The sequence below is a fragment of the Pelomonas sp. Root1237 genome (assembly GCF_001425055.1).
GTDB lineage: Bacteria > Pseudomonadota > Gammaproteobacteria > Burkholderiales > Burkholderiaceae_C > Pelomonas.
In genome coordinates, this window is sequence record NZ_LMDK01000016.1 from 719,318 (window position 1) to 740,030 (window position 20,713).

Below are 20,713 nucleotides of genomic sequence, written 5' to 3' on the forward strand. Positions count from 1 at the left end.
CAGCATGCCGGCCGCATCCACGCAGTTCGGGCCGCCGCGACACCTCCCCGCACCTGCCGCCGCTTGCCCGCAGCACCTCGAGCAGGCCGCCGGCTTCGGTCAATGGTGGTACGACCCGCAGACCGGCGTCACCCATCTGTCACCCACGGCGGCCGAATACCTGGAGATGCCGACCCGTTCGGCCAGCGGCCTGGGCGTCTGCCTGGGCCATGTCGTCGAGGACGATCTGCCGGAATTGATCCGGCTCTGGACCGGCGCCCAGCCCCAGCACCCACTGGACATCCGCGTCATCGGCCTGGCCCGTGGCCTGCGCTGGCTGCGCGTGACGCCACTGCCCACTGACCCGGCGCGGCCGCGCTGGCGCCATGGCCTGCTGCAGGACGTGACCGCCCTCACCCACGCGGCCGTGCGCGAGCGCCTGGGCTATGCGTTGACGGAATACCTGATCGGCACCCACACGCTGGAGGATGCGATCAGCAACGTCATCCAGCTGATCTGCCGCAACCTCGGCTGGGAGTGGGGCGCCTACTGGAACATGGAGGACGGCGGCGGCCGCCTGCATTGCCGGCACTTCTGGCACCAACCCGACGCCCGGCTCGAACAATTCAGCGCGGTGAGCTCGACACTGAAGATGGCGCCGGGCGAGGGCCTGGTCGGCCGTGTCTGGGCCACGGGCAGCGCCGAGTGGGTGGAGGACATGAGCACCGACCCGCGCTTCCTGCGCCGTGGCAGCGCGCAGATGTGCGGGCTGTGGTCGGGCTATGTGTTCCCGGTCACCTATGTGTCGGACAACGGCGAACGCCACCGCCCCGGCGTGCTGGAGTTCTACAGCAGCCTGGCCCGCCAGCCCGAGGCGCAGCTGCCCAAGGTCTCGGCCACCATCGGCGCGCTGATCGCCCAGACCGCCCAACGCCTGGAGACCGAGGCCGTCATCCACCGCCTGGCCCAGATCGACGAGATGACCGAGCTGGACAACCGCGCCCACTTCTACGCCCAGCTGAACCGCCATTGCGCGTTGAGCCACCGCAAGGGCCGGCGCTTCGCGCTGATGTTCATCGACCTCGACCGTTTCAAGCCCATCAACGACGCCTTCGGGCACGAGGCCGGCAATGCGGTGCTGCAGGCATTTGCGCAGCGGCTGCGCGAGCTGGCGCCGCCGCCGGCCCGCGTCGGCCGCCTGGGCGGCGACGAGTTTGCGGTGCTGGTGCCTGACAGCGGCGACGAGCAGGCGCTGGCGGCCCTGGCCGATGCCGTGCTTGCCGCCGCCAGCCGCCCCATCAGCTACGAGGGTGTGGCGCTGACCGTGTCGGCCAGCATTGGCGTCAGCCGCTTTCCCGAGAACGGCCAGACCGGCCCCGAGCTGCTGCGCAGCGCCGACGCGGCCATGTACCGCGTCAAGCAGAACGGCCGCAACGGCAGCAATGTCTTCTCGACCAGCAGCCCCGACACCTTGGCCCAGCAGCGCGCCAAGCTGGCGCAGCGCCTGTCCATCGAGACCGAGCTGCACGAGGCGCTGCAGACCGGGCAGCTGCGTCTGGTCTACCAGCCCATCGTCGACATCGCCACCGGCGCGCTGCATGGCGTGGAGGCGCTGATCCGCTGGCACAAGCCCGATGGCACAACGGTGCCGCCGGACGTGTTCATTCCGATCGCCGAGCAGAGCGACCTCATCGTCGACATCGGCCGCTGGGTGCTGGGCCAGGCCCTGCGCGACCTGGCCTCTCTCAAGGGCAGTGCACTGCAGAAGCTCAAGGTCCACGTCAACATGGCGGCGTCCGAGTTCACGAGCAGCGCCCTGCCCGAGATGCTCGGCGCCATATCGACCGGGCTCGAAGTGCCGGCCTCGCAGGTGGTGCTGGAACTCACCGAGGGCATGCTGATGCGCCAGCCCGAGCAGGTCAGGCGCGTCATGCACCAGCTGCGCGAGATCGGCTTCGAGATCTCGCTGGACGACTTCGGCATGGGCCATTCGTCGCTGGCCATGCTGAAAAGCCTGCCCATCAGCTCGCTGAAGATCGACCGCAGCTTCGTGCGCGACCTGGCCACGGGCGAGCGTGACCGCGCCATTGCCCAGACGATCGTCGACCTCGGCCGGCACCTGCAGCTCGAGGTCATTGCCGAGGGCATCGAGAGCGCAGACCAGCTCGAAGTGCTGGGCCAATGCGGCTGCGCCTTTGGCCAGGGCTATCTGCTCGGCCGGCCCCTGCCTTTGCCAAGGCTCATCGAGTCTTTTCTCGACGGCCGCTCGGCCGCTGATACCCCCGCTAGAGTGCCGGCATGGAAACCTCCATGCCCTGCCCCTGCGGTCGCCGTGCCGCCTATGCCCACTGCTGCGGCGCCCTGCACAAGGCCTTTGAGGCTGGCCAGGGCCTGACCGCAGCCACGCCCGAGGCGCTGATGCGCTCGCGCTACTCGGCCTTCGTGCTGGACCTGCGCGACTATCTGCTGGCGAGCTGGCATGCAAGCACGCGCCCTGCCGAGTTGGAGGCGCCCGAGCCTGGGCTGAAATGGCTGGGTCTGGACGTGAAGCGTGCCGCGATGCCGGACGCCGACCACGGCAGCGTCGAGTTCGTCGCACGCAGCAAGCTCGGCGGCCGGGCGCATCGGCTGCATGAAGTCAGCCGCTTCGTGCGCGAGAACGGTGAGTGGTTCTATCTGGACGGCGAACTGAGCGGCGACCTTAAAAATTGACTCTGACCCTGCTTTATCAGGACGAGCACCTGGTCGCCATCGACAAGCCGGCCGGCCTGCTGGTGCACCGCACCCAGCTCGCGGCCCACGAGGATGAGGCCGCGCTGCAGCTGCTGCGCGACCAGCTCGGCCGCACCGTCTGGCCCGTGCATCGCCTGGACCGCGGCACCTCGGGCGTGCTGCTGTTTGCGCTGTCAACAGAGGTTGCTTCGCTGCTCGGCGCGATGTTCGAGCAGGGGCTGATGCAAAAGAGCTACCTCGCGCTTGCACGTGGCTGGCCGCAGGAAGACGCTGGCCTCATCGACCATCCGCTGGCGCGCGACCCTGAGCAGCCGTCGGCGGGGCAGACGATGCTGGCGGCGCAGACCCGCTGGCGCGTGCTGGAGCGCATCGAGTGGGCACTGGCCACCGACCCGCGCTTCCCCACCACCCGCGTCGCCCTGCTCGAAGCCGAACCGTTGCAAGGCCGCCGCCACCAGATCCGCCGCCATCTGAAGCACATCGCCCATCCCATCCTCGGCGATGCGACGCATGGCAAGGGGCCGCTCAATCGAGCTGTCGCAGCATTCCTGGGCACACAGCGGCTGTGGCTGCATGCGCGCGAGCTGACTCTGGTTCACCCGGTCACTGGATCGCCTCTGCAACTGCTGGCACAGCCGGGCGCCACCTGGCCCGGCATTGACAGGGACTGGACAGGTTGAGGCCCCTGTCGCGTCGGCGATGCCACGACGCCCCGGGCGGGCTCAGAATCGACCGTTCCATCCAATAGCAGGAGACCGGCATGACGATCCAGGGCATCAAGGCGCAATACGAACAACGCGGGCCGGTGCCGCAGGACGTCATCGGGGCCCTGCCCTTCGAGCCGCCCGCGCCCGGCGCGGGCCAGGTTCTGGTTGCCGTGCTGGCCGCACCCATCAACCCGTCGGACGTGCTGATGCTGACCGGTGGCTACGGCATCCTGCCGCCGCTGCCGGCAGTGGGCGGCAGCGAGGGCGTGGGCCGCGTTGTGGCCGTCGGCGAGGGTGTGACTCATCTAAGTGCGGGCCAGACGGTTCTGCTGCCCGCCGGCAGCGGCACCTGGGCCAGCCATCTCGTCGCCGACGCCAAGCGCCTGGTGCCCCTGCCCGCTGGCGCCGATGCGCAGCAGTTGTCCATGCTGACCGTCAATCCGGCCACGGCCTCGCTGATGCTGTCGGAGTTCGTCACGCTGCAGCCCGGCGACTGGGTCATCCAGAACGTCGCCAACTCGGGCGTGGGCGGCTATCTCACACAGCTCGCCAAGCTGCGCGGGCTGCGCACCGTCAATATCGTGCGGCGCGAGGGCGCGGCAGCGGTCGTGAAGGCGGATGGCGGCGATGTGGTGCTGGTGGATGGCGACGACCTGGCCAAGCGCGTCAAGGAGGCCGTGTCGGGCGCGCCTATCCGCCTGGGCATCGACGCCGTCGGCGGCAAGGCGACCAACCGGCTGGCGAGTTGCGTCGCCGAGGGCGGCACCGTCGTCAATTACGGGCTGATGAGCGGCGAGCCTTGCGTGGTGTCGCCGCAGTCTTTCGTCTTCAACGACCTGACGCTGCGGGGCTTCTGGCTGGCCAAGTGGTTCCGCGTCGCATCGCGCGAGGCGCAGATGGCGCTTTATGGCGAGCTGACCAAGCTGATCGCCACCGGCCAGCTGAAGGCGCGCATCCACGCGACCTATCCCGTCGAGCAAATCAAGGAGGCGATTGCCGCGGCCGCAACCGGCGAGCGCGACGGCAAGATCCTTGTCGTGCCCAGGCATTGAGTTCCCACTGAGCCACGGCGGACACCGTCCTCTAGCGCCTGGGCACCGAGCCCAGCCAGCGCGCGCGGATGCGCTGCAGCTCACCACGCGACTCCAGGCGTTGGATGGCCTGGTTGAAGGCGCGCAGATCGGCCTCGGTCAGCGACTTGCGGCTGAGCTTGTAGGTGACGGGGTCGCGCAGCAGGTGGATGGGCAGCTCGATGAGAGGCACGTCGGCGGCACGCGCGGCAAAGGCGATGGCGACGCTGTCGCCGAGCAGCACGTCGCCGCGGCCGATCTGCATCAGCTGCACGCCCTTGGCGTACTCCTCGAACCAGGTCAGCAGGCCATGGGCCTTGAAGTCGTTGATGATGGGCACCAGGGCCGGCCCGCGGTGGGTAACGAGGCGCAGGTTGGCGCGCAGCAGTTCATCCAGCGAATGCACGTCCATGCGAGCCTCGTCGGCACGCATGAACACGCCCAGCACCTCGTCGCGATAGGGCCGCGTGTACCAGGCGGCGTCAGCGCGCGGCGTCGCAGCGATCAGCACATCGAGTTGGCCGGCGAGCAGCATGGGCAGGCGGCGGTTGCGCGGCACTTCGCGCACATAGCTGACACGGCAGCCGGCCTCCTTGGCCACGGCGGCCAGCAACTCGGTCTCCAGGCCGGTGTGATGGCCGTCGGCCATGAAGGAATAGGGCCGCCAGTCCTCAAAGGGCACGCGCAACGGCCGCGTGCAGGCCGCCTGGGCCAGCAGCGGCGTGAACAGCATCAGCGCAAGCAGCAGTCGTCGGAACATCTCGGCTCTGGTCCTTGGCGGCTATCGACTGAGGATAGCCTCGCACGGTGGCATCAGTGCGGCTCCAGCACCCTGATGTCCAGCCCCGAGGCCTGGCCGCGCCAGCGGTAGAGCTTCTGCGTCGCGGCCTGGAAGTCCTCGGGCTTCGCGCTGCGGATGGGCACGAAGGTCTGCGGGTTGCGATCGATGAGCGGGAACCAGCTGCTCTGAACCTGCACCATGATGCGGTGGCCGCGGCGAAAGCTGTGGTTGATGTCCTGCAGCCCAACGCGCAGCTCTTCGACGCGGCCCGGCACCATGGCCTCGGGCGCCTCGAAGCTGTTGCGAAAGCGCCCGCGCAACGGGTCGCCGCGCACCAGCTGCTGGTAGCCACCGAGCGGTGCCTCGGGCGGTTCGACGTCCTCGGTGCGCGGCTTGCGCTTCTTCGCGGCCTCCTCCTCCAGTTCGGCGGGGTAGACGTCGATGAGCTTGACGACCCAGTCGGCGTCGCTGCCCGTCGTCGAGGCGAACAGGCGCGCGACGATGGGGCCGACGATGGTGATGTCCTCCTCCAGCACGTCGCTGCGGAAGGTCAGCACGTCCGGCCGGGTGGCCGCAAAGCGCTGGTCGCTGACCATGTATTCCTGCGGCACGCCCAAGCTCGCATAGCCGATGTAGGGCACGGGCTTGTTGGGGTCACTGACCCAGGCATCGAAAGCGGGCTCGGTCGCGTCGGGCGGCGCAAAGCTGAGCTTGCCGCCGGGTGCGAAGTAGAGGGTGCGGGCCTGCGCTTGCCTGGGCGGCCAGGCGTCGTAGCGGCGCCAGACGTTGGTGCCGGTCTCGAAGACGGTGGCCTTCGCAATGGGTGCCTTGGGTGCGACCTCTCGCAGATGCTGCTCGAAGAAGGGCAGCAGCACCTCCTTCTGGAACTGCTCGGCGGTGGGCTGCTGGAACTGCACGCGGCCCAGCTGCCGCCCCGGCGCGCCGACCCAGCCGCCATGCACCCAGGGGCCCATGACGAGGCGGTTGTCGGTGGCAGGGCTCTGCCCAGCGATCGCGCGGAAGGTGGCCAGCGGGCCGGCCAGGTCCTCGGCGTCGAACCAGCCGCCCACCGTCAACACGGCGGCGCGGATGTTCTTCAGATGGGGTGTGATGGCGCGGGACTTCCAGAACTCGTCGTAGCGGTCATGCTCGATCTGCACGTCGAAGTAGGGGTTGGGGCCGCCGTCCTTGGCCAGCCGCTGCGTCAGCGCCTCGAGGTTACCGTGCTGCAGGTAGAACTCGTAGCCGTCCAGCGTGCCCCAGTCGAACTGCAGCCATTGCTTGGGCGGCGGCACCGGTGCCTGCTGCGGCTTGAAGCCGGTGTAGAAGCCGAAGTTGGCCGCCAGCATGAAGGCCCCACCGTGATAGCTGTCGTCGCCCTTGAAGAGGTCGGCAATGGGCGCCTGCGGCGACGCGGCCTTGATGGCCGGATGAGAGTCGATGATGGATGCCGAGGTGTAGAAGCCCGGGTAGGACACGCCCCAGAGGCCGACGCGGCCGTTGTTGCCGGAAATGCGGTCCAGCAGCCACTGCACGCTGTCGTGGGTGTCAGAGCTTTCATCGACGTCAGCCACGCTCTTCTTGACGGGCTTGTGCGGCGTCATCTCGATGAACTCGCCTTCCGACATGTTGCGGCCGCGCACGTCCTGGCAGACAAAGATGTAGCCGGCCTTCAGGAACTCCTCGTTCGGCGCGAGGCCCTTGATGCCATCGCGGTCCACGCCGTAGGGCCCGCAGCCATAAGGCGTGCGCACCATCAGGAAGGGGTAACGCCGGCTCTGGTCCTTGGGCACATAGACGGCGGTGAAGAGCTTCCTGCCGTCGCGCACCGGCACGCGGTACTCGTACTTGGTGTAGTGCTCGCGCGGCTCGTAGGCCGGCGGCTTGTTCTCCTCGTCGGCGGCTTGGACCGCCAGGCCGGTCAGGCCCAGCAGCAACAGGAAGGAGGCGCGCAACAGCAGCATCGTCGGCAACGGCGGGTTGAAGGAGGGGCGAAGTCTGACACCGACCGGATGGACGGCGGCGTTAGGCTGGCGGATCGCCAGCTGCGGGAGGCTCCGCCATGAAGATTGACACGAACACCTACCGGGCCGCGTCGGGCCAGAAGGTCAAGCTCAAGCACTGGGCCACGGCCGTCGACCCGCTGTACAGCGACAAGGGCGACTACGAACAGCGGCTGGGCGCCCAGGTCGAGCGGCTCAGCGAGTTGCAGAACCTGCTGTATGCGCACAACCGCTACTCGCTGCTGCTGGTCTTCCAGGCCATGGACGCGGCGGGCAAGGACGGCGTCATCAAGCATGTGATGTCGGGCGTGAACCCGCAGGGCTGCCAGGTGTTCAGCTTCAAGCACCCCAGCGCCCAGGAGCTGGATCACGACTTCCTGTGGCGCACCACGCAGTGCCTGCCCGAGCGCGGGCGCATCGGCATCTTCAACCGCTCCTACTACGAGGAGGTGTTGATCGTGCGCGTGCACCCGGAGATCCTGAAGGCCCAGTCCCTGCCCAAGGAGACGACGCGTGCGCCGGCGATCTGGTCGGATCGCTATGCCTCCATCAACAACCTGGAGCAGCACCTGCACCGCAACGGCACGCGGGTGCTGAAGTTCTTCCTGCACCTGTCCAAGGAGGAGCAGCGCCAGCGCTTCCTGGCGCGGCTGCAGGACCCGGCCAAGAACTGGAAGTTCACCGCCGACGACATGGCCGAGCGCGAGCTCTGGCCCAAGTACATGCAGGCCTATGGCGAGATGCTGGGCGCGACCAGCAGCAAGGAGGCGCCCTGGCATGTGGTGCCGGCGGACGACAAGCGCAACGCACGCCTGATCGTGTCCCAGGTCATTGTCGACACGCTCACGGCGCTGAAGATGAGCTACCCCGAGCCCACCCTCGACGCCGTCGAGCTGGCGGCGATCCGCAAGCGGCTGAAGGCGTGATCAGCCGAACTTGACGGCGTAGACGGGCGGCAGATGGGCTGACACAGCCCGCCAGCTGTCGCCGGCATCGCCGCTGGCCCACAGTCCGCCAGTGGTCGAGCCCATCATCAGCTGCTCGCCCGCGTCGTCGACCGCCAGGCCGTGGCGGTAGATCAGGTCGTAGCAGTGCTGCTGCGGCAGGCCGGCACGCAACACGTCAAAGCTCTTGCCGCCGTCGCGCGTGCGGGTCACGCACAGGGCGCCATCGACAGGGATGCGGCGTTCGTCCTTGACGGCGGGCACGAACCAGGCCGTCTGCCCGTCGGTCGGATGGGCGGCGACCGCAAAGCCGAAGCTCGATGGCTGCGCCTGCAGCTCTTGCCACGTCGCGCCGTTGTCGCTGCTGCGAAAGATGCCGCAGTGGTGCTGGCACCAGAGCACGTCGGGCACATCGCGGCAGCGCGTGATCAGGTGCGGGTCCTGTGAGTTCTCGTCGCCGGCCAGCTCGGGCGGCATGAAGTCGGCGCGCATGCCCTTGGCGCGCAGGCCCCAGCTGCTGCCGCCATCGGTGGTGCGCCAGGCGCCGCCGCAGGACACGCCCACCAGCAACTCCTCCGGCTTGGCCGGATGGGGGCAGATGGAATGCAGGGCCGGCGCCGGGTTGCCGCCGCCCATCCACTGCAGGCGGCGCGGGTCCTGCCACAGCGACTCGCTGAGCTGCCAGCTCTCGCCGCGGTCGCGGCTGACGAAGAGGCCGCCGGGAATGCTGCCGCACCAGATGGCGTCGCCCGAGCGCTCCAGCGCAAACACCTGCTCCAGTTTCCAGGCCGGCCCTTCGGCGCCTTCGGGTTGCGCCGGGAAGCTCGGCGCCGACACCTCGCGCCATGTCTTGCCGGCGTCGTCGCTGGCCTGCAGCTTGGCGCCGAAGTGACCCAGGTTGAGGCCGGCCAGCATGAAGCCCGAGGCGTCGGGCGGCAGCAGCATGGTGATCGGGTCGGCCACGAAGCTGAGGTTCTCGATATGCCAGGTGCCGGCACGGCGGCGCAGCTCGAAAAGGCCTTTGCGGGTCGCGGCCCAGGCGCGGTCAGTCATGGTTCAACCTCCAGAGAGTGCTTGCAGGACATGGATGCGACTGTCCGACCGCAGCGGGTCGCTCAGGCCGCGCAGGTCGCGCGCCCGTTTGCCGTCGATGAAGACGACCACGTTGACGCGCAGATGGCCCTGCTCGTCGAGGATGTAGCCCCGCAGCCGCGGCTGCTCGGCAAAGGCGGCATGCAGGGCTTCGCCCAGCGTGGACGCCTCGCATTGGCAGGAAGGCGCGTCCACGAAGCGGCGCAGTTGGGGGGTGAATTCGACAAGGGCCATGGATGCACGACGAACGACGGCCATCGAATTCGACGACCTCGTATCCCTCAAATATCCCCGGGCTTACCCGCACGGACAGAATGCGGCCGATGAATTCCGGTGTCCTCTTCGCCCTCGGCGCCTATCTGAGCTGGGGGTTGTTCCCGCTCTACTTCCGCCAGATCGCTTCCATCCCCGCGCTGCAGATCGTGGCCCACCGCACGTTGTGGTCGCTGGCCTTCGTGGCCGTCGTGCTGCTGGTGACGCGCAATCTGTCCTGGCTGAAGGACGTCAGCGCGGCGACCTGGCGGCGCTTTGCGCTGTCAGCCACACTGATCGCCATCAACTGGCTGACCTATGTCTGGGCCGTCGGCCATGGCCATGTCATCGACGCCAGCCTGGGCTACTTCATCAACCCGCTGGTCAATGTGGCGCTGGGATTCGCCGTGCTGCACGAGCGCCCGCGCCCGGTGCAATGGCTGGCGGTGGGGCTGGCGGCCTTCGGTGTGGTGTGGTTGACGGTGGCCGGCGGCAAGCTGCCCTGGGTGGCCCTGGTGCTGGCGGTGAGCTTTGGCCTTTATGGCCTGATGCGCAAGACGGCCGCCCTCGGTGCCATCGAAGGCCTGACGCTGGAGACGCTGATCCTCGCGCCGCTGGCCGCGGCCGGGCTGATCTGGTGGTCGCAGGACGGCAGCATGGCCGGACAGACGGCGGTGGACTGGGCCTGGCTGATCGGCACCGGACCCGTGACGGCCGGCAGCCTGCTGCTGTTCGCGGCAGGTGCACGGCGCCTCCCGCTGGCCACGCTGGGCGTCGTCCAGTACGTGTCGCCGTCGCTGCAGTTCCTGCTGGGGGTGTTCCTGTTCCACGAGCCCATGGACGCGAGCCGCCTCATCGCCTTCGGCTTCATCTGGGCGGCGTTGGCTCTGTACTCGCTGGATGGCTTGCGGCTGGCGTGGCGTCGTCCTCGCGCCGATACCACTCCCGCGTGAGGGCGTTGAGGCGGCTGCGGTCCAGCTGCCAGATGCCCAGCGGGCCGTGCACGATGTCGAGTTCGTGGATGGAGCCAGGCTCGAACTGGTCCCAGTAGGCGCGGATGTCGCGCAGCCGTACCGGCGGCGGGCCTTCTTCCACGGGCTGCAACAACCCGCCGTGGACGAGCCGGTACGAGGTGGCGACGGCGCCGCCCGAGAGCCATTGATCCAACCGCAAGGCGGCACGCGGCATGGCAGCACCCAGCATGCCGACCAGCAGCATGGTCAGCACGAGAGTCTCCCGACCGGGCACCTTGTGCTGTTTGAACACCGGGTAGATCAACAAGCCTGCGAAGCCAGCCACAAGGCTGAGCACGATCAGGCGCTCCGACCGCAACACCTGGTGTTCGCTGAAGGCGTAGTCACCTAGCGTCGTCAGCAGCAGCACCAAGAAGGCCACGACGGCAATGCGCGCCACTGGATGCTTTTCCAGCGCGAATTCGGTGAGCGCCGACGCATCGAGCGGCTGCTGCGACAACAGTGCGCGCAGGATGTCGGCCGTTGCCTCCCGCGAGGCCATCGCATTCATGCCCGTATCCGCGCTGACCATGACAAAGTCGGGCGCCTGGCCGAGTTCTATCCAGTGCAGGTTGGCCGAACGCAGGCCGACATTGCCCCTCCAGCGGACGGTGCCGGGCGACTTGGGCACCCATCGTTCCAGGCGCTCGCCGTCGGATCGCACGGCCACGACGCGAAGCTGTTCGCCCTGATCGATCAACAGGCCCTTGGCCTCGAAGCCGAGCACCCGCATTCGCCGGGCGAAGAAATCGGGGCTCGCCAGATTGATGCGGAACCAGCGCTGCTGAGGCGCCATGCGCGGCAGCCATTCGGCCAACAGGTCGTCCTGCAGCTTCTTCGTGCGCCGCTGGTGCAGCAACAGCCAGCCCAGCATCAGCAACACGACACAACACAGCGCCAACTGCGCAATCAGCAAAGCCTGATTCATCTGCTCTCCCTGTGCGCCGCTTGGCGGGCGCTGGGAGGCAGTCTAGGCGGACCGGCGTCAGCTCCGCATCAGGAAGTCGAAGGCACCCAACGCCGCCTTCGCACCATCACCGGCCGCGATGATGATCTGCTTGAAGGGCACGGTCGTCACATCACCGGCGGCGAACACGCCGGGCAGCGAGGTGGCGCCCTTGGCGTCCACGATGATCTCGCCGTGCTTGCTGAGCTCCAGCGTGCCGCGCAGCCACTCGGTGTTGGGCACCAGGCCGATCTGCACGAAGCAGCCTTCCACTTCGACACGCTTGCTCTCGCCGCTGATGCGGTCGGTGTAGTTCAGGCCGTCGAGCTTGCCGTTGCTGCCACCCGTGAACTCGGTTGTCTGCGCGTTCACGATGATGGTGACGTTGGGCAGGCTCTGGAGCTTCTTGACCAACACCGCATCGGCGCGCAGTTCGGCGCCGAACTCGACCAGCGTCACATGCTTGACGATGCCGGCCAGGTCGATGGCCGCCTCGACGCCGGAGTTGCCGCCGCCGATGACCGCGACCGGCTTGCCCTTGAACAGCGGGCCGTCGCAGTGCGGGCAATAGGCCACGCCCTTGTTCTTGTACTCGGCCTCGCCGGGCACGCCGACGTTGCGCCAGCGCGCGCCGGTGGACAGGATGACCGTCTTGCCCTTGAGCTTGGCGCCGTTGGCCAGCTCGACCTCGACGAAGCCACCGGGTTGCGCAGCCGGCGTCAGCTTCTCGGCGCGCTGCAGGTTGTGGATGTCGACCTGGTAGTCCTTGACGTGGCCTTCCAGCGCCGCGGCGAACTTGGGGCCGTCGGTCACCGACACGGAGATGTAGTTCTCGATGCCCAGCGTGTCGTTGACCTGGCCGCCGAAGCGCTCGGCTGCGACGCCGGTGCGGATGCCCTTGCGCGCCGCGTACACGGCCGCTGCGGCGCCGGCCGGGCCGCCGCCGATGATGAGCATGTCGTAGGGCTCCTCGGCGTCCAGCTTCTTGGCGTCACGCACGGCGGCGCCGGTATCGAGCTTGGCGACGATCTCCTCGAGCGACATGCGGCCCGAGGCAAAAGGCTGGCCGTTCAGCCACACGGCCGGCACGGCCATGATGTCGCGCGCCTCGACCTCGCTCTGGAACAGGCCGCCGTCGATGACGGTGGTGCGGATGCGCGGGTTGACGATGGCCATCAGCGACAGCGCCTGCACGACGTCCGGGCAGTTGTGGCAGGTCAGGCTCATGTAGATCTCGAAGTCGAGATCCAGGTCCAGCGCCTTGACGGCGTCGATCTGCGCCTGCTCGACCTTCGGGGGATGACCGCCGGTCCAGAGCAGCGCGAGCACCAACGACGTGAACTCATGGCCCAGCGGGATGGCGGCAAAGCGCAGCGATTGCTCTGTGCCGGTGCGGCGCAGCAGGAATGACGGCGTGCGGGTGTCGACACCGTCGGTACGCAGCGTGATCTTGTCGTGCATGCCGGCGATCTCTTCGAGCAGCTCGCGCATCTCGTCGCTGGACTTGGAGTTGTCCAGCGAGGCAATGATCTCGAAGGGAATCTTGACGTGGTCCAGGTAGCCCTGGAGCTGGGTCTTCAGTGCGGCGTCCAACATGGTGGTGTCCTTTCAGTGAGGCGTGGCGGGGCGGGCCACTGCTGAAAGGGTCCCCGATGCCGGAGGCCCTTTCAGCAGAACCTGTCTGGTTCTGCAGAAGGCAGGAACCCTCCCGGGTTCCTGACGAACAGCATGGCTGTTTAGATCTTGCCGACGAGATCCAGGCTCGGGGCGATCGTGGCAGCGCCTTCCTTCCACTTGGCCGGGCAGACCTGGCCGGGGTGGGCGGCGGTGTACTGGGCAGCCTTCAGCTTGCGCAGCGTTTCCGACACGTCACGGGCGATCTCGTTGGAGTGGATCTCGGCGGTCTTGATGACGCCGTCCGGGTTGATGACGAAGGTGCCGCGCAGTGCCAGGCCTTCTTCGGGGATGTGCACGCCGAAGGCATTGGTCAGCGTGTGGGTCGGGTCGCCCACCAGCGGGAACTTGGCCTTGCCGACGGCCGGCGAGGTCTCGTGCCACACCTTGTGCGAGAAGTGGGTGTCGGTCGTGACGATGTAGACCTCGGCGCCCATCTTCTGGAACTCGGCGTAGCTGTCGGCCGCGTCTTCGACTTCGGTCGGGCAGTTGAACGTGAAAGCGGCCGGCATGAAGATCAGCACGGACCACTTGCCCTTCAGGGTTTCGTCGCTAACGGTGATGAACTTGCCGTTGTGGAAGGCTTCGGTCTTGAAAGGCTGGACTTGGGTGTTGATCAGGGACATTCGAAAGCTCCGTAGGACGCTGGTTGATGGGATAGGTAGAACTATATCGAAGATGAGTTTTCAGTAGAAAACATTTATCAAATCGGCGCTATTGAGTCAGGCTATTGATCACCGCCCCACCCGGCCTGGCGGGCCGAGCGCCGGGCCGCTCCCAAGCCGGCCCGGTCCGGCGATGTGCTTGGCGGCCAACCCGCCAAGCATCGCCGTCCCCTCGGGGGACCGACCAGACCAGCCCGCGTCCAGCCGGACTGGTCTGGACGAGGGGCAGCGTTTCAGGCTTCGTAGCGGCGGTCGTAGAGCTGGTGCGGGCTGAGCTTCACGCGCAGTACCTGCGCGGCCACCAGACCCGTGATCGCATGCTCGGCCACCGCCGTGTCACGCCTGACGGGAGAGCCTAAGGCATCCCCATGACGATTCATAACGGCGCTGACGATGGGAGTGTTGCCTGATGTACCGCGGCGCACCGCCACCGCGATCTCGCCGCTGGCGAGCTTGACCAGGGTGCCGGGCGGGAACATGCCGACCTCCTTGACCAGCAGCGCTGCAAAGGGATGGCCATTGCTGCCGGTGTAGAGCGACTTGGCCGCCTGCGGTGCCGGCATGCCTGCGCGGCCGCCGCGGCTGGCAAGCTTGGCCAGGAAGATGTCGACGAGGCGCAGCAGCTGGGCCGCCTCGTCGGGCTCGGCCAAGCCTTGCGGATAGCCACCGCCGCCCGGCTGCTCATGGTGCTGGGCCACCGCAGCCAGCCATTGCGCATCGTCCAGGCCGGCGTTGCGCAGCCAGGCCACGGCTTCGTCAGGATGGCGGTCGATGGCAGCGCGCTGGGGCGGCAGCAGCTTGCCGCCGCGCGAGGCCAGGCGCCCCTGCAGGTCGATGATGGAGAGATTCATCGTCAGCGCGGCGCCAACGAGGCTCTTCTGGCGCTCCGGCGTCCATGAGAGGCGGCGCGCCAGTAGCGCGGCGACAGCGGCCGTGTGCAGCAAATGGGCCAGGCCGTAGACCTCGTGGCGGCTGTGGTCGTGCTGGATGACGACGAAGAGCAGTTGGTCAGGGAAACGCTCGGTCCAGGCGATCAGCTGGCCGGCGCATTCCTTGACACGCGGCAGGAAGAGGGTTTCCTGCGGCGTGCGCAGCAGTACGGACAACCGCGTCTGCATCGCCTCCCAGCGGCCGAAGAAGTCCTCGCTGCCCGCACCGCCATCGCTGCTACGCGCCGAGGCGTCGCGCACTTCCTCCATGTCGACGAACACGCCGCGGTTCAGCAGCGCCTCGCGCATCTGCTCGTTGGGCACCGGCTGGCCCTTGGCCAGCAGCAGCTTGCCCTCGGCATCACGCACCCCGAAAGGCAGGGGCGCCCCGGCCTTGATGTGACCGGCAACCTGCTGGATGGGGACGAGTTTCATGGCCGGATGATCTCCGGACTTGCACGCGCCGCCGCAGCGGAGAAACGCTCAGGTTTCCAGCGCCAGCAGCTCCTCGACAGTCTGGCGACGGCGGATCAGGCGGCTGCTGTCGCCGTCGACCAGCACCTCGGCTGCCAGCGGCCGACTGTTGTAGTTGCTGGACATGGAGGCGCCATAGGCACCCGCGTCGTGGATGACGAGCAGGTCACCGACGACGGCGAGAGGCAGGTCGCGCGTCAGCACCTCGCCGCCGGGGCCTTGCGTGAACACATCGCCGGACTCGCACAGCGGGCCGGCCACGACGGTGGGCTGCTCGGGGCCGCTGGCGCCGAGCAGGCTCATGGCATGGAAGGCGCCGTACATGGCCGGGCGCATCAGCTCGTTGAAGCCCGCGTCGACAAGGACGAAGCGGTTGGCGCCCGAGTTCTTGACTGCCCTCACCTCGGCCAGAAGCACGGCGCTTTCGGCGACGAGGTAGCGGCCAGGCTCGATCTCCAGCTTCAGCGCGTGACCCACCAGCGCCTCGGCCTCGCGGCGTGCGGCGTCCCACAGGCCGAAGTAGTGAGCCACGTCGATGCGCGCATCGCCATCGCGGTAGGGAATCGACAGGCCACCGCCGGCCGAGATCGCGTGCAGGTCATGCCCGGCCGCGACCGTTTCGCGCACCAGGCCGACCATGGCCTGGCCGACCTGGGCCAGATGCTCGTAGTCCACGCCCGAACCAATGTGCATGTGCAGGCCGACCAGCTTGAGCCCATGGCGGCGGATGGCCGCCAGCGCGGCGCCCAGATCGGCATGCCAGATGCCGTGCTTGCTGTGCTCGCCGCCGGTGTTGGTCTTGTGGCTGTGGCCATGGCCGAAGCCCGGGTTGATGCGCAGCCAGACAGCATGGCCGGGCGAAGCGGCGCCGAGCTGATCGAGCATGTCGATGGAGCCGGCGTTCACAGGGATGCGGTGCTCGACAACCGTTGCCAGCGTGGCGTGGTCCAACAGGTCGGCGGTGAAGACGATCTCGTCACCACCAGCTTCGTAGCCTGCCGCCAGCGCGCGCAGGATCTCGCCGCGCGACACCGAGTCGACCTTGACGCCAGCCTCGCGCAGCAGCTTCAGGATGTGGATGTTGGAGCAGGCCTTCTGCGCAAAGCGCACGACGTCGAAGCTCTTCAGCGACGCGGCGCGCTCGCGGATGGTGGCGGCGTCATAGACCCACAGCGGCGTGCCGTGCCCGGCGGCGAGAGCTTGCAGGCGGGCGGGGTTCAGGGCGGCAGGCAGGGGCTTTGTCATGGATCGAAGCATGCCCGCGGCGACCCATTCAATCAAATTGAAATTTGTGCAGCGACAATTCAGTCCTGATATGGATATCCAGCACCGCCACATCGAAGTCTTCCGCGCTGTCATGACCGCTGGCAGCGTCACCGGCGCCGCGGCGCTGCTGCACACCTCGCAACCGACCCTGAGCCGCGACCTCGCCCGGCTCGAGCATCTCCTGGGCTATGCCCTGTTCGAGCGCGAGCGCGGCCGGCTCAAGGCGACGGCGAGGGCACGTGCGCTGTTCGACGAGGTGGAGCGCAGCTTCCAGGGCCTGGCGCGCGTCATCGAGCGGGCCGAGGCGCTGGGGCGCTCGGAGGATGCGGAATTGAGTCTGCTGAGTCTTCCAGCGCTGAGCCACGCGCTGCTGCCGGCCGCGCTCCAGCAACTGCTCGCTGCCAACCCGTCGGCACGCGTGTCCATCACGCCGGCCGAACCACCGCTTCTGGACGCCTGGATCAGCGAGCAGCGCTTCGATCTCGGCTTGGCCGAGCAGGCGACACCCCTGCCCGGCGTGCGTGTCGAGCCGGTGCTGGAGGCGGACGAAGTGGCTGTGCTGCCGGCCGACCACGCGCTAGCGTCGCGCAAGCGGCTGGCGTTGAAGGATTTCGCAGGCCAGCACTTCATCAGCCTCGCCGAGGACGACCCCTATCGGCGCGAGATCGATGCGCGCTTCGATGCCGCGGGCATCCAGCGCCGTTTGCGCGTGCAGACGCACAGCGCCGTGGCCGTTTGCGAACTGGTGCGGACCGGGCTGGGCGTGGCCATCGTGAACCCGCTGACGGCAGCGGCCTGTGCGGGATCCGACCTGGTCGTGCGGCCACTGTCGGTGTCGATTCCCTACCGGGTCAGCGCACTGATCCCATTGCACCGCCCAGCACAACCGCTGGTCGATGCCTTGCTCAGCGCCCTACGGCGCGCACGACCGTCGGCTTCGTCCCGAAGCGCTTGACGATGCTGGCCTCGATGCCGGCGGCGTCCAGGCCACACAGGCTCATCAGCTTGGCCGGGTCGCCGTGCTCGACGAACTCGTCGGGCAGGCCGAGCTGCAGCACCGGCACGCCGAGGCCGGCGGCGTTCAACGCCTCGACGATGGCGCTTCCGGCGCCGCCCATGATGCAGCCATCCTCGACGGTGACGATGACGTCATGCGTGCGCGCCAGTTCGGCAACAAGCTCAGCATCCAGCGGCTTGACGAAGCGCATGTTGGCGACCGTCGCGTCCAGGCGCTCGGCCACTTCCAACGCGGGATAGAGCAGCGTGCCAAAGGCCAGGATCGCGATGCGCTGGCCCTGCCGACGCACTTCACCCTTGCCCCAGGCCTGGGCCGTCATTGCCTTGACAGGCACGATGCCAACGCCCGCGCCGCGCGGGTAGCGCACCGTCACCGGCCCGTTGTGCATGAAGCCGGTATACAGCGCCTGGCGGCATTCGTCTTCATCGGCCGGCGTCAGCACGGCCATGTTGGGGATGCAGCGCGTGTAGGCGATGTCGTAGTTGCCGGCATGCGTGGCGCCGTCAGCGCCCACCAGGCCGGCGCGGTCCAGCGCGAACAGCACGGGCAGGTTCTGGATGGCGACGTCATGGATCAGTTGGTCATAGGCGCGCTGCAGGAAGGTCGAATAGATTGCGACGACCGGCTTGATGCCTTCGCAGGCCAGGCCCGCGGCGAAGGTGACCGAGTGCTGCTCGGCGATGCCGACGTCGTGATAGCGCTGCGGGAAGCGCTTGTGGAACTCGACCATGCCCGAGCCCTCGCGCATCGCGGGCGTGATGGCCACCAGACGCGGGTCGGCTTCGGCCATGTCGCACAGCCAGTCGCCAAAGACCTGCGTGAAGGTCGTCTTGGGCGGCGTGGCCGGCTTGACGAAGCCCACCGCCGGGTCGAACTTGCCGGAGGCCGCGTGGTACTTGACCGGGTCGTTCTCGGCCAGCTTGTAGCCGGCGCCCTTCTTGGTGACGATGTGCAGGAACTGCGGGCCCTTCTTCTCGCGCAGGTTCTCGAGTGTCGGGATCAGCGAGTCCAGGTCGTGGCCGTCGATGGGGCCGACGTAGTTGAAGCCGAATTCCTCGAAGATGGTGCCTGGCACGACCATGCCCTTGGTGTGCTCCTCGAACTTGCGCGCGAACTCGTAGAGCGGCGTGTTCTTCAGCACGCTCTTGGCGCTTTCGCGGGCGGCGGCGTAGAAGCTGCCGCTCATCAGGCGCGCGAGGTATTTGTTCAGCGCGCCGACCGGCGGGCTGATGGACATGTCGTTGTCGTTCAGGATGACGAGCAGGTCGCCCATCAGGCCGCCATGGGCCACGCCGGCGTTGTTCAGCGCCTCGAAGGCCATGCCGGCCGTCATCGAGCCATCGCCGATGATGGCCACGGCGCGGCGGTCTTCGCCCTTGAGCTTGAAGGCCATGGCCATGCCGTGGGCCGCCGAGATGCTGGTCGACGAATGGCCGGTGCCAAAGGTGTCGTACTCGCTCTCGTCACGGCGCGGGAAGCCGCTGATGCCACCGATCTGGCGCAGGCCCGGCATGCGGTCACGCCGGCCGGTCAGCACCTTGTGCGGATAGGTCTGGTGGCCCACGTCCCACACCAGCCGGTCGTCCGGTGTGTTGAACACGTAATGCAGGGCCACGGTCAGCTCGACCGTGCCAAGGTTGGAGCCGAGGTGGCCGCCAGTCTTGGAGACGCTCTCCAGCACGAAGGCGCGCACCTCGTCGGCCAGCTTGCGCAGTTCGGTGCGCGGCAGGCGGCGCAGGTCGGCCGGGCTGTCGATGCCTTTGAGCAGCGTGTATTCCATGGCGGTCCTCTTTAGTTGTCCCGCTCTACAACGGAGTCGGCCAGCAGGCTGAGGTGGCTCACATCGGCCAGGCCGCTGGCGGCCAGGGCCGCCTTAGCCTCGGCGCGCAGCGCTTGAGCCAGCGCGCGCGCGGCGTTCAGGCCCAGCACGCTGACATAGGTCGGCTTGTTGGCGTCCTGGTCCTTGCCGGCGGTCTTGCCCAGCACTTCCGAATCCTGGGTCACGTCGAGGATGTCGTCGACAACCTGGAAGGCCAGGCCGAGCGCCGCGCCGTAGTCGGACAGCGACTGGGTCGCCTGCGTCGACACCGACCCGCAGGCCGCGCCCATCAGAACGCTGGCCTGCAGCAGCACACCAGTCTTGCGGCGGTGCATGTCGCGTAGCGTGGTTTCGTCCAGTCGCTTGCCAATGCTGGCCAGGTCGATGGCCTGGCCGCCGGCCATGCCGTCGTGGCCGGCCGAGCGGGCCAGCAGCGAGCACAACCGCGCCTGCAGGGCGGGAGCAATGCCCGTGTCCGGCGTCAGCACCTCGAAGGCGAGGGCCTGCATCGCGTCGCCCGCCAGCATGGCCTGGGCTTCGCCGAAGGCGACGTGCGTCGTCGGCTTGCCGCGGCGCATGACGTCGTTGTCCATGCAGGGCATGTCGTCATGCACCAGCGAATAGGCGTGGATGAGCTCGACCGAGCAGGCTGCGCGCATGGCCGCAAAGCTGTCGCCGCCCACGGCCGCGCAACTCGCCAGCACCAACAGCGGGCGCAGGCGCTTGCCACCGCCCAGCACCGCATAGCGCATCGCCTCGCCAAGGCCAGCCGGTGCGGCGGCGGGCACGAGATCATCCAGCGCCGCTTCGAAGGCGTTCAAAGACGCCTGCACCCAGCGGTCAAAGTCCTGTGCATTCAAGATTCGGGGCCCTCCCAGGCCTTCAGTTCGGCGCCGTCCAGCAGCTTGACCTGCTGTTCCACCGCCTGCAGCCGCCCGCGGCACAGAGCCAGCAACTCGGCGCCCCGCTTGTAGCTGTGCAGAAGTTGGTCCAGCGGCAGCTGTTGCCCCTCCATGGCCGCCACCATGCGCTCCAGCTCGTCGAGCGCCTGCTCGTAGCTGAGGTCGGCATCGCCGTCGCTCGAGGCGGCCTTGGTGCGGGGAGAGGACTTGGTCATTTCAAAACGCGAAACAGCAATTGTAGTCAGCGGGCTTCCTCAGCTTGGTGCCTGCGGACGTAACCGTCGGACGGAGGACGCGGGCATGCGTAGAATCCCGGACCTCTCGCTCGAGCGCGCACGCGCGTGCCTTCGGGCTCCCCTTTTCACACCTAGCAACCTGGCCGACTCGGCAGCCCCGAGATGCGCCGGAGGGACGCAGCACCTCTACCCGCCTGAAAGACCCGCCTG

19 protein-coding genes are annotated in these 20,713 nt (G+C 67.9%); 7 read left to right on the forward strand and 12 right to left on the reverse strand.

What is annotated here, in order from left to right:
• Positions 1–4: 4 nt before the first annotated feature.
• The 4 genes from ASC91_RS16085 (at position 5) to ASC91_RS16100 (ending at position 4,471) form a co-directional block, all read left to right on the forward strand.
• Complete coding sequence (locus tag ASC91_RS16085; RefSeq protein WP_056198505.1) at positions 5–2,374, forward strand: bifunctional diguanylate cyclase/phosphodiesterase; 2,370 nt, start codon at positions 5–7, stop codon at positions 2,372–2,374.
• Positions 2,290–2,691 (forward strand): YchJ family protein, encoded by a 402-nt coding sequence (locus ASC91_RS16090; protein ID WP_235532004.1) that lies wholly within the window; start codon positions 2,290–2,292, stop codon positions 2,689–2,691. The genes ASC91_RS16085 and ASC91_RS16090 overlap by 85 nt, the downstream gene beginning before the upstream one ends.
• Complete coding sequence (locus tag ASC91_RS16095) at positions 2,688–3,392, forward strand: pseudouridine synthase (protein ID WP_056198508.1); 705 nt, start codon at positions 2,688–2,690, stop codon at positions 3,390–3,392. The genes ASC91_RS16090 and ASC91_RS16095 overlap by 4 nt, the downstream gene beginning before the upstream one ends.
• 80 nt (positions 3,393–3,472) lie before the next feature.
• Positions 3,473–4,471, forward strand: coding sequence for a zinc-dependent alcohol dehydrogenase family protein (locus tag ASC91_RS16100; RefSeq protein ID WP_056198511.1), 999 nt, complete (start codon positions 3,473–3,475; stop codon positions 4,469–4,471).
• A 31-nt stretch (positions 4,472–4,502) separates the two neighbouring features.
• Here ASC91_RS16100 and ASC91_RS16105 read toward each other — a convergent pair whose 3' ends face one another.
• Together ASC91_RS16105 and ASC91_RS16110 are read right to left on the reverse strand one after the other, a co-directional pair.
• Positions 4,503–5,249 (reverse strand): ABC transporter substrate-binding protein, encoded by a 747-nt coding sequence (locus ASC91_RS16105; RefSeq protein ID WP_056198513.1) that lies wholly within the window; start codon positions 5,247–5,249, stop codon positions 4,503–4,505.
• A 53-nt stretch (positions 5,250–5,302) separates the two neighbouring features.
• Positions 5,303–7,234 (reverse strand): CocE/NonD family hydrolase, encoded by a 1,932-nt coding sequence (locus ASC91_RS16110; protein WP_056198518.1) that lies wholly within the window; start codon positions 7,232–7,234, stop codon positions 5,303–5,305.
• Between the two features lie 98 nt (positions 7,235–7,332).
• On the opposite strand from ASC91_RS16110, the gene ASC91_RS16115 reads away from it, so the two are divergent.
• Positions 7,333–8,199, forward strand: a complete 867-nt coding sequence (locus ASC91_RS16115) for an ADP-polyphosphate phosphotransferase (protein ID WP_056198521.1) — start codon at positions 7,333–7,335, stop codon at positions 8,197–8,199.
• Here the strand turns inward: ASC91_RS16115 and ASC91_RS16120 are convergent, their stop codons facing one another.
• Complete coding sequence (locus ASC91_RS16120; RefSeq protein WP_056198523.1) at positions 8,200–9,270, reverse strand: hypothetical protein; 1,071 nt, start codon at positions 9,268–9,270, stop codon at positions 8,200–8,202.
• Positions 9,271–9,273: 3 nt separating this feature from the next.
• Entirely contained in the window at positions 9,274–9,543 is a 270-nt protein-coding gene (locus tag ASC91_RS16125; protein ID WP_056198526.1) for a MoaD/ThiS family protein, read from the reverse strand.
• 89 nt (positions 9,544–9,632) lie between these two features.
• Between ASC91_RS16125 and rarD the strand changes: the two genes are divergently transcribed.
• A complete protein-coding gene (rarD, locus tag ASC91_RS16130) occupies positions 9,633–10,514 on the forward strand; it encodes an EamA family transporter RarD (RefSeq protein WP_056198529.1) in 882 nt (293 codons plus the stop codon).
• Here the strand turns inward: rarD and ASC91_RS16135 are convergent.
• The 5 genes from ASC91_RS16135 to lysA form a co-directional block, all read right to left on the reverse strand.
• Positions 10,429–11,502, reverse strand: a complete 1,074-nt coding sequence (locus tag ASC91_RS16135; RefSeq protein WP_056198531.1) for a hypothetical protein — start codon at positions 11,500–11,502, stop codon at positions 10,429–10,431. The genes rarD and ASC91_RS16135 overlap by 86 nt on opposite strands.
• A 57-nt stretch (positions 11,503–11,559) precedes the next feature.
• A complete protein-coding gene (gene ahpF, locus ASC91_RS16140; protein WP_056198534.1) occupies positions 11,560–13,116 on the reverse strand; it encodes an alkyl hydroperoxide reductase subunit F in 1,557 nt (518 codons plus the stop codon).
• 140 nt (positions 13,117–13,256) lie between these two features.
• Positions 13,257–13,820, reverse strand: coding sequence for an alkyl hydroperoxide reductase subunit C (ahpC, locus tag ASC91_RS16145; protein ID WP_056198538.1), 564 nt, complete (start codon positions 13,818–13,820; stop codon positions 13,257–13,259).
• Between the two features lie 272 nt (positions 13,821–14,092).
• Positions 14,093–15,223: an HD domain-containing phosphohydrolase gene (locus ASC91_RS16150; protein WP_056198541.1), complete on the reverse strand. Its 1,131-nt coding sequence runs from the start codon at positions 15,221–15,223 to the stop codon at positions 14,093–14,095.
• 48 nt (positions 15,224–15,271) lie between these two features.
• Positions 15,272–16,507, reverse strand: coding sequence for a diaminopimelate decarboxylase (lysA, locus tag ASC91_RS16155; protein WP_056198543.1), 1,236 nt, complete (start codon positions 16,505–16,507; stop codon positions 15,272–15,274).
• A 70-nt stretch (positions 16,508–16,577) separates the two neighbouring features.
• Between lysA and ASC91_RS16160 the strand changes: the two genes are divergently transcribed.
• Positions 16,578–17,483: a LysR family transcriptional regulator gene (locus tag ASC91_RS16160; protein WP_056198546.1), complete on the forward strand. Its 906-nt coding sequence runs from the start codon at positions 16,578–16,580 to the stop codon at positions 17,481–17,483.
• Here the strand turns inward: ASC91_RS16160 and dxs are convergent.
• The 3 genes from dxs to xseB are packed head-to-tail and all read right to left on the reverse strand — an operon-like array spanning position 17,434 to position 20,482.
• Complete coding sequence (gene dxs / locus ASC91_RS16165; RefSeq protein WP_056198550.1) at positions 17,434–19,326, reverse strand: 1-deoxy-D-xylulose-5-phosphate synthase; 1,893 nt, start codon at positions 19,324–19,326, stop codon at positions 17,434–17,436. The two genes, ASC91_RS16160 and dxs, sit on opposite strands and share 50 nt — an antisense overlap.
• A gap of 11 nt (positions 19,327–19,337) precedes the next feature.
• A complete protein-coding gene (locus ASC91_RS16170; RefSeq protein ID WP_056198553.1) occupies positions 19,338–20,225 on the reverse strand; it encodes a polyprenyl synthetase family protein in 888 nt (295 codons plus the stop codon).
• Entirely contained in the window at positions 20,222–20,482 is a 261-nt protein-coding gene (gene xseB, locus ASC91_RS16175) for an exodeoxyribonuclease VII small subunit (protein ID WP_056198557.1), read from the reverse strand. Before xseB ends, ASC91_RS16170 begins: the two co-directional genes overlap by 4 nt.
• Positions 20,483–20,713: the final 231 nt, after the last annotated feature.

Excerpts from the sequence above, each read along its gene's own strand:
- ASC91_RS16085 (WP_056198505.1), top strand. The coding sequence starts at position 5 with ATGCCGGCCGCATCCACGCAGTTCGGGCCGCCGCGACACCTCCCCGCA.
- ASC91_RS16090 (WP_235532004.1), top strand. The coding sequence starts at position 2,290 with ATGCCCTGCCCCTGCGGTCGCCGTGCCGCCTATGCCCACTGCTGCGGC.
- ASC91_RS16100 (WP_056198511.1), top strand. The coding sequence starts at position 3,473 with ATGACGATCCAGGGCATCAAGGCGCAATACGAACAACGCGGGCCGGTG.
- ASC91_RS16105 (WP_056198513.1), bottom strand. The coding sequence starts at position 5,249 with ATGTTCCGACGACTGCTGCTTGCGCTGATGCTGTTCACGCCGCTGCTG.
- ASC91_RS16110 (WP_056198518.1), bottom strand. The coding sequence starts at position 7,234 with ATGCTGCTGTTGCGCGCCTCCTTCCTGTTGCTGCTGGGCCTGACCGGC.
- ASC91_RS16115 (WP_056198521.1), top strand. The coding sequence starts at position 7,333 with ATGAAGATTGACACGAACACCTACCGGGCCGCGTCGGGCCAGAAGGTC.
- ASC91_RS16120 (WP_056198523.1), bottom strand. The coding sequence starts at position 9,270 with ATGACTGACCGCGCCTGGGCCGCGACCCGCAAAGGCCTTTTCGAGCTG.
- ASC91_RS16125 (WP_056198526.1), bottom strand. The coding sequence starts at position 9,543 with ATGGCCCTTGTCGAATTCACCCCCCAACTGCGCCGCTTCGTGGACGCG.
- rarD (WP_056198529.1), top strand. The coding sequence starts at position 9,633 with ATGAATTCCGGTGTCCTCTTCGCCCTCGGCGCCTATCTGAGCTGGGGG.
- ASC91_RS16135 (WP_056198531.1), bottom strand. The coding sequence starts at position 11,502 with ATGAATCAGGCTTTGCTGATTGCGCAGTTGGCGCTGTGTTGTGTCGTG.
- ahpF (WP_056198534.1), bottom strand. The coding sequence starts at position 13,116 with ATGTTGGACGCCGCACTGAAGACCCAGCTCCAGGGCTACCTGGACCAC.
- ahpC (WP_056198538.1), bottom strand. The coding sequence starts at position 13,820 with ATGTCCCTGATCAACACCCAAGTCCAGCCTTTCAAGACCGAAGCCTTC.
- ASC91_RS16150 (WP_056198541.1), bottom strand. The coding sequence starts at position 15,223 with ATGAAACTCGTCCCCATCCAGCAGGTTGCCGGTCACATCAAGGCCGGG.
- lysA (WP_056198543.1), bottom strand. The coding sequence starts at position 16,507 with ATGACAAAGCCCCTGCCTGCCGCCCTGAACCCCGCCCGCCTGCAAGCT.
- ASC91_RS16160 (WP_056198546.1), top strand. The coding sequence starts at position 16,578 with ATGGATATCCAGCACCGCCACATCGAAGTCTTCCGCGCTGTCATGACC.
- dxs (WP_056198550.1), bottom strand. The coding sequence starts at position 19,326 with ATGGAATACACGCTGCTCAAAGGCATCGACAGCCCGGCCGACCTGCGC.
- xseB (WP_056198557.1), bottom strand. The coding sequence starts at position 20,482 with ATGACCAAGTCCTCTCCCCGCACCAAGGCCGCCTCGAGCGACGGCGAT.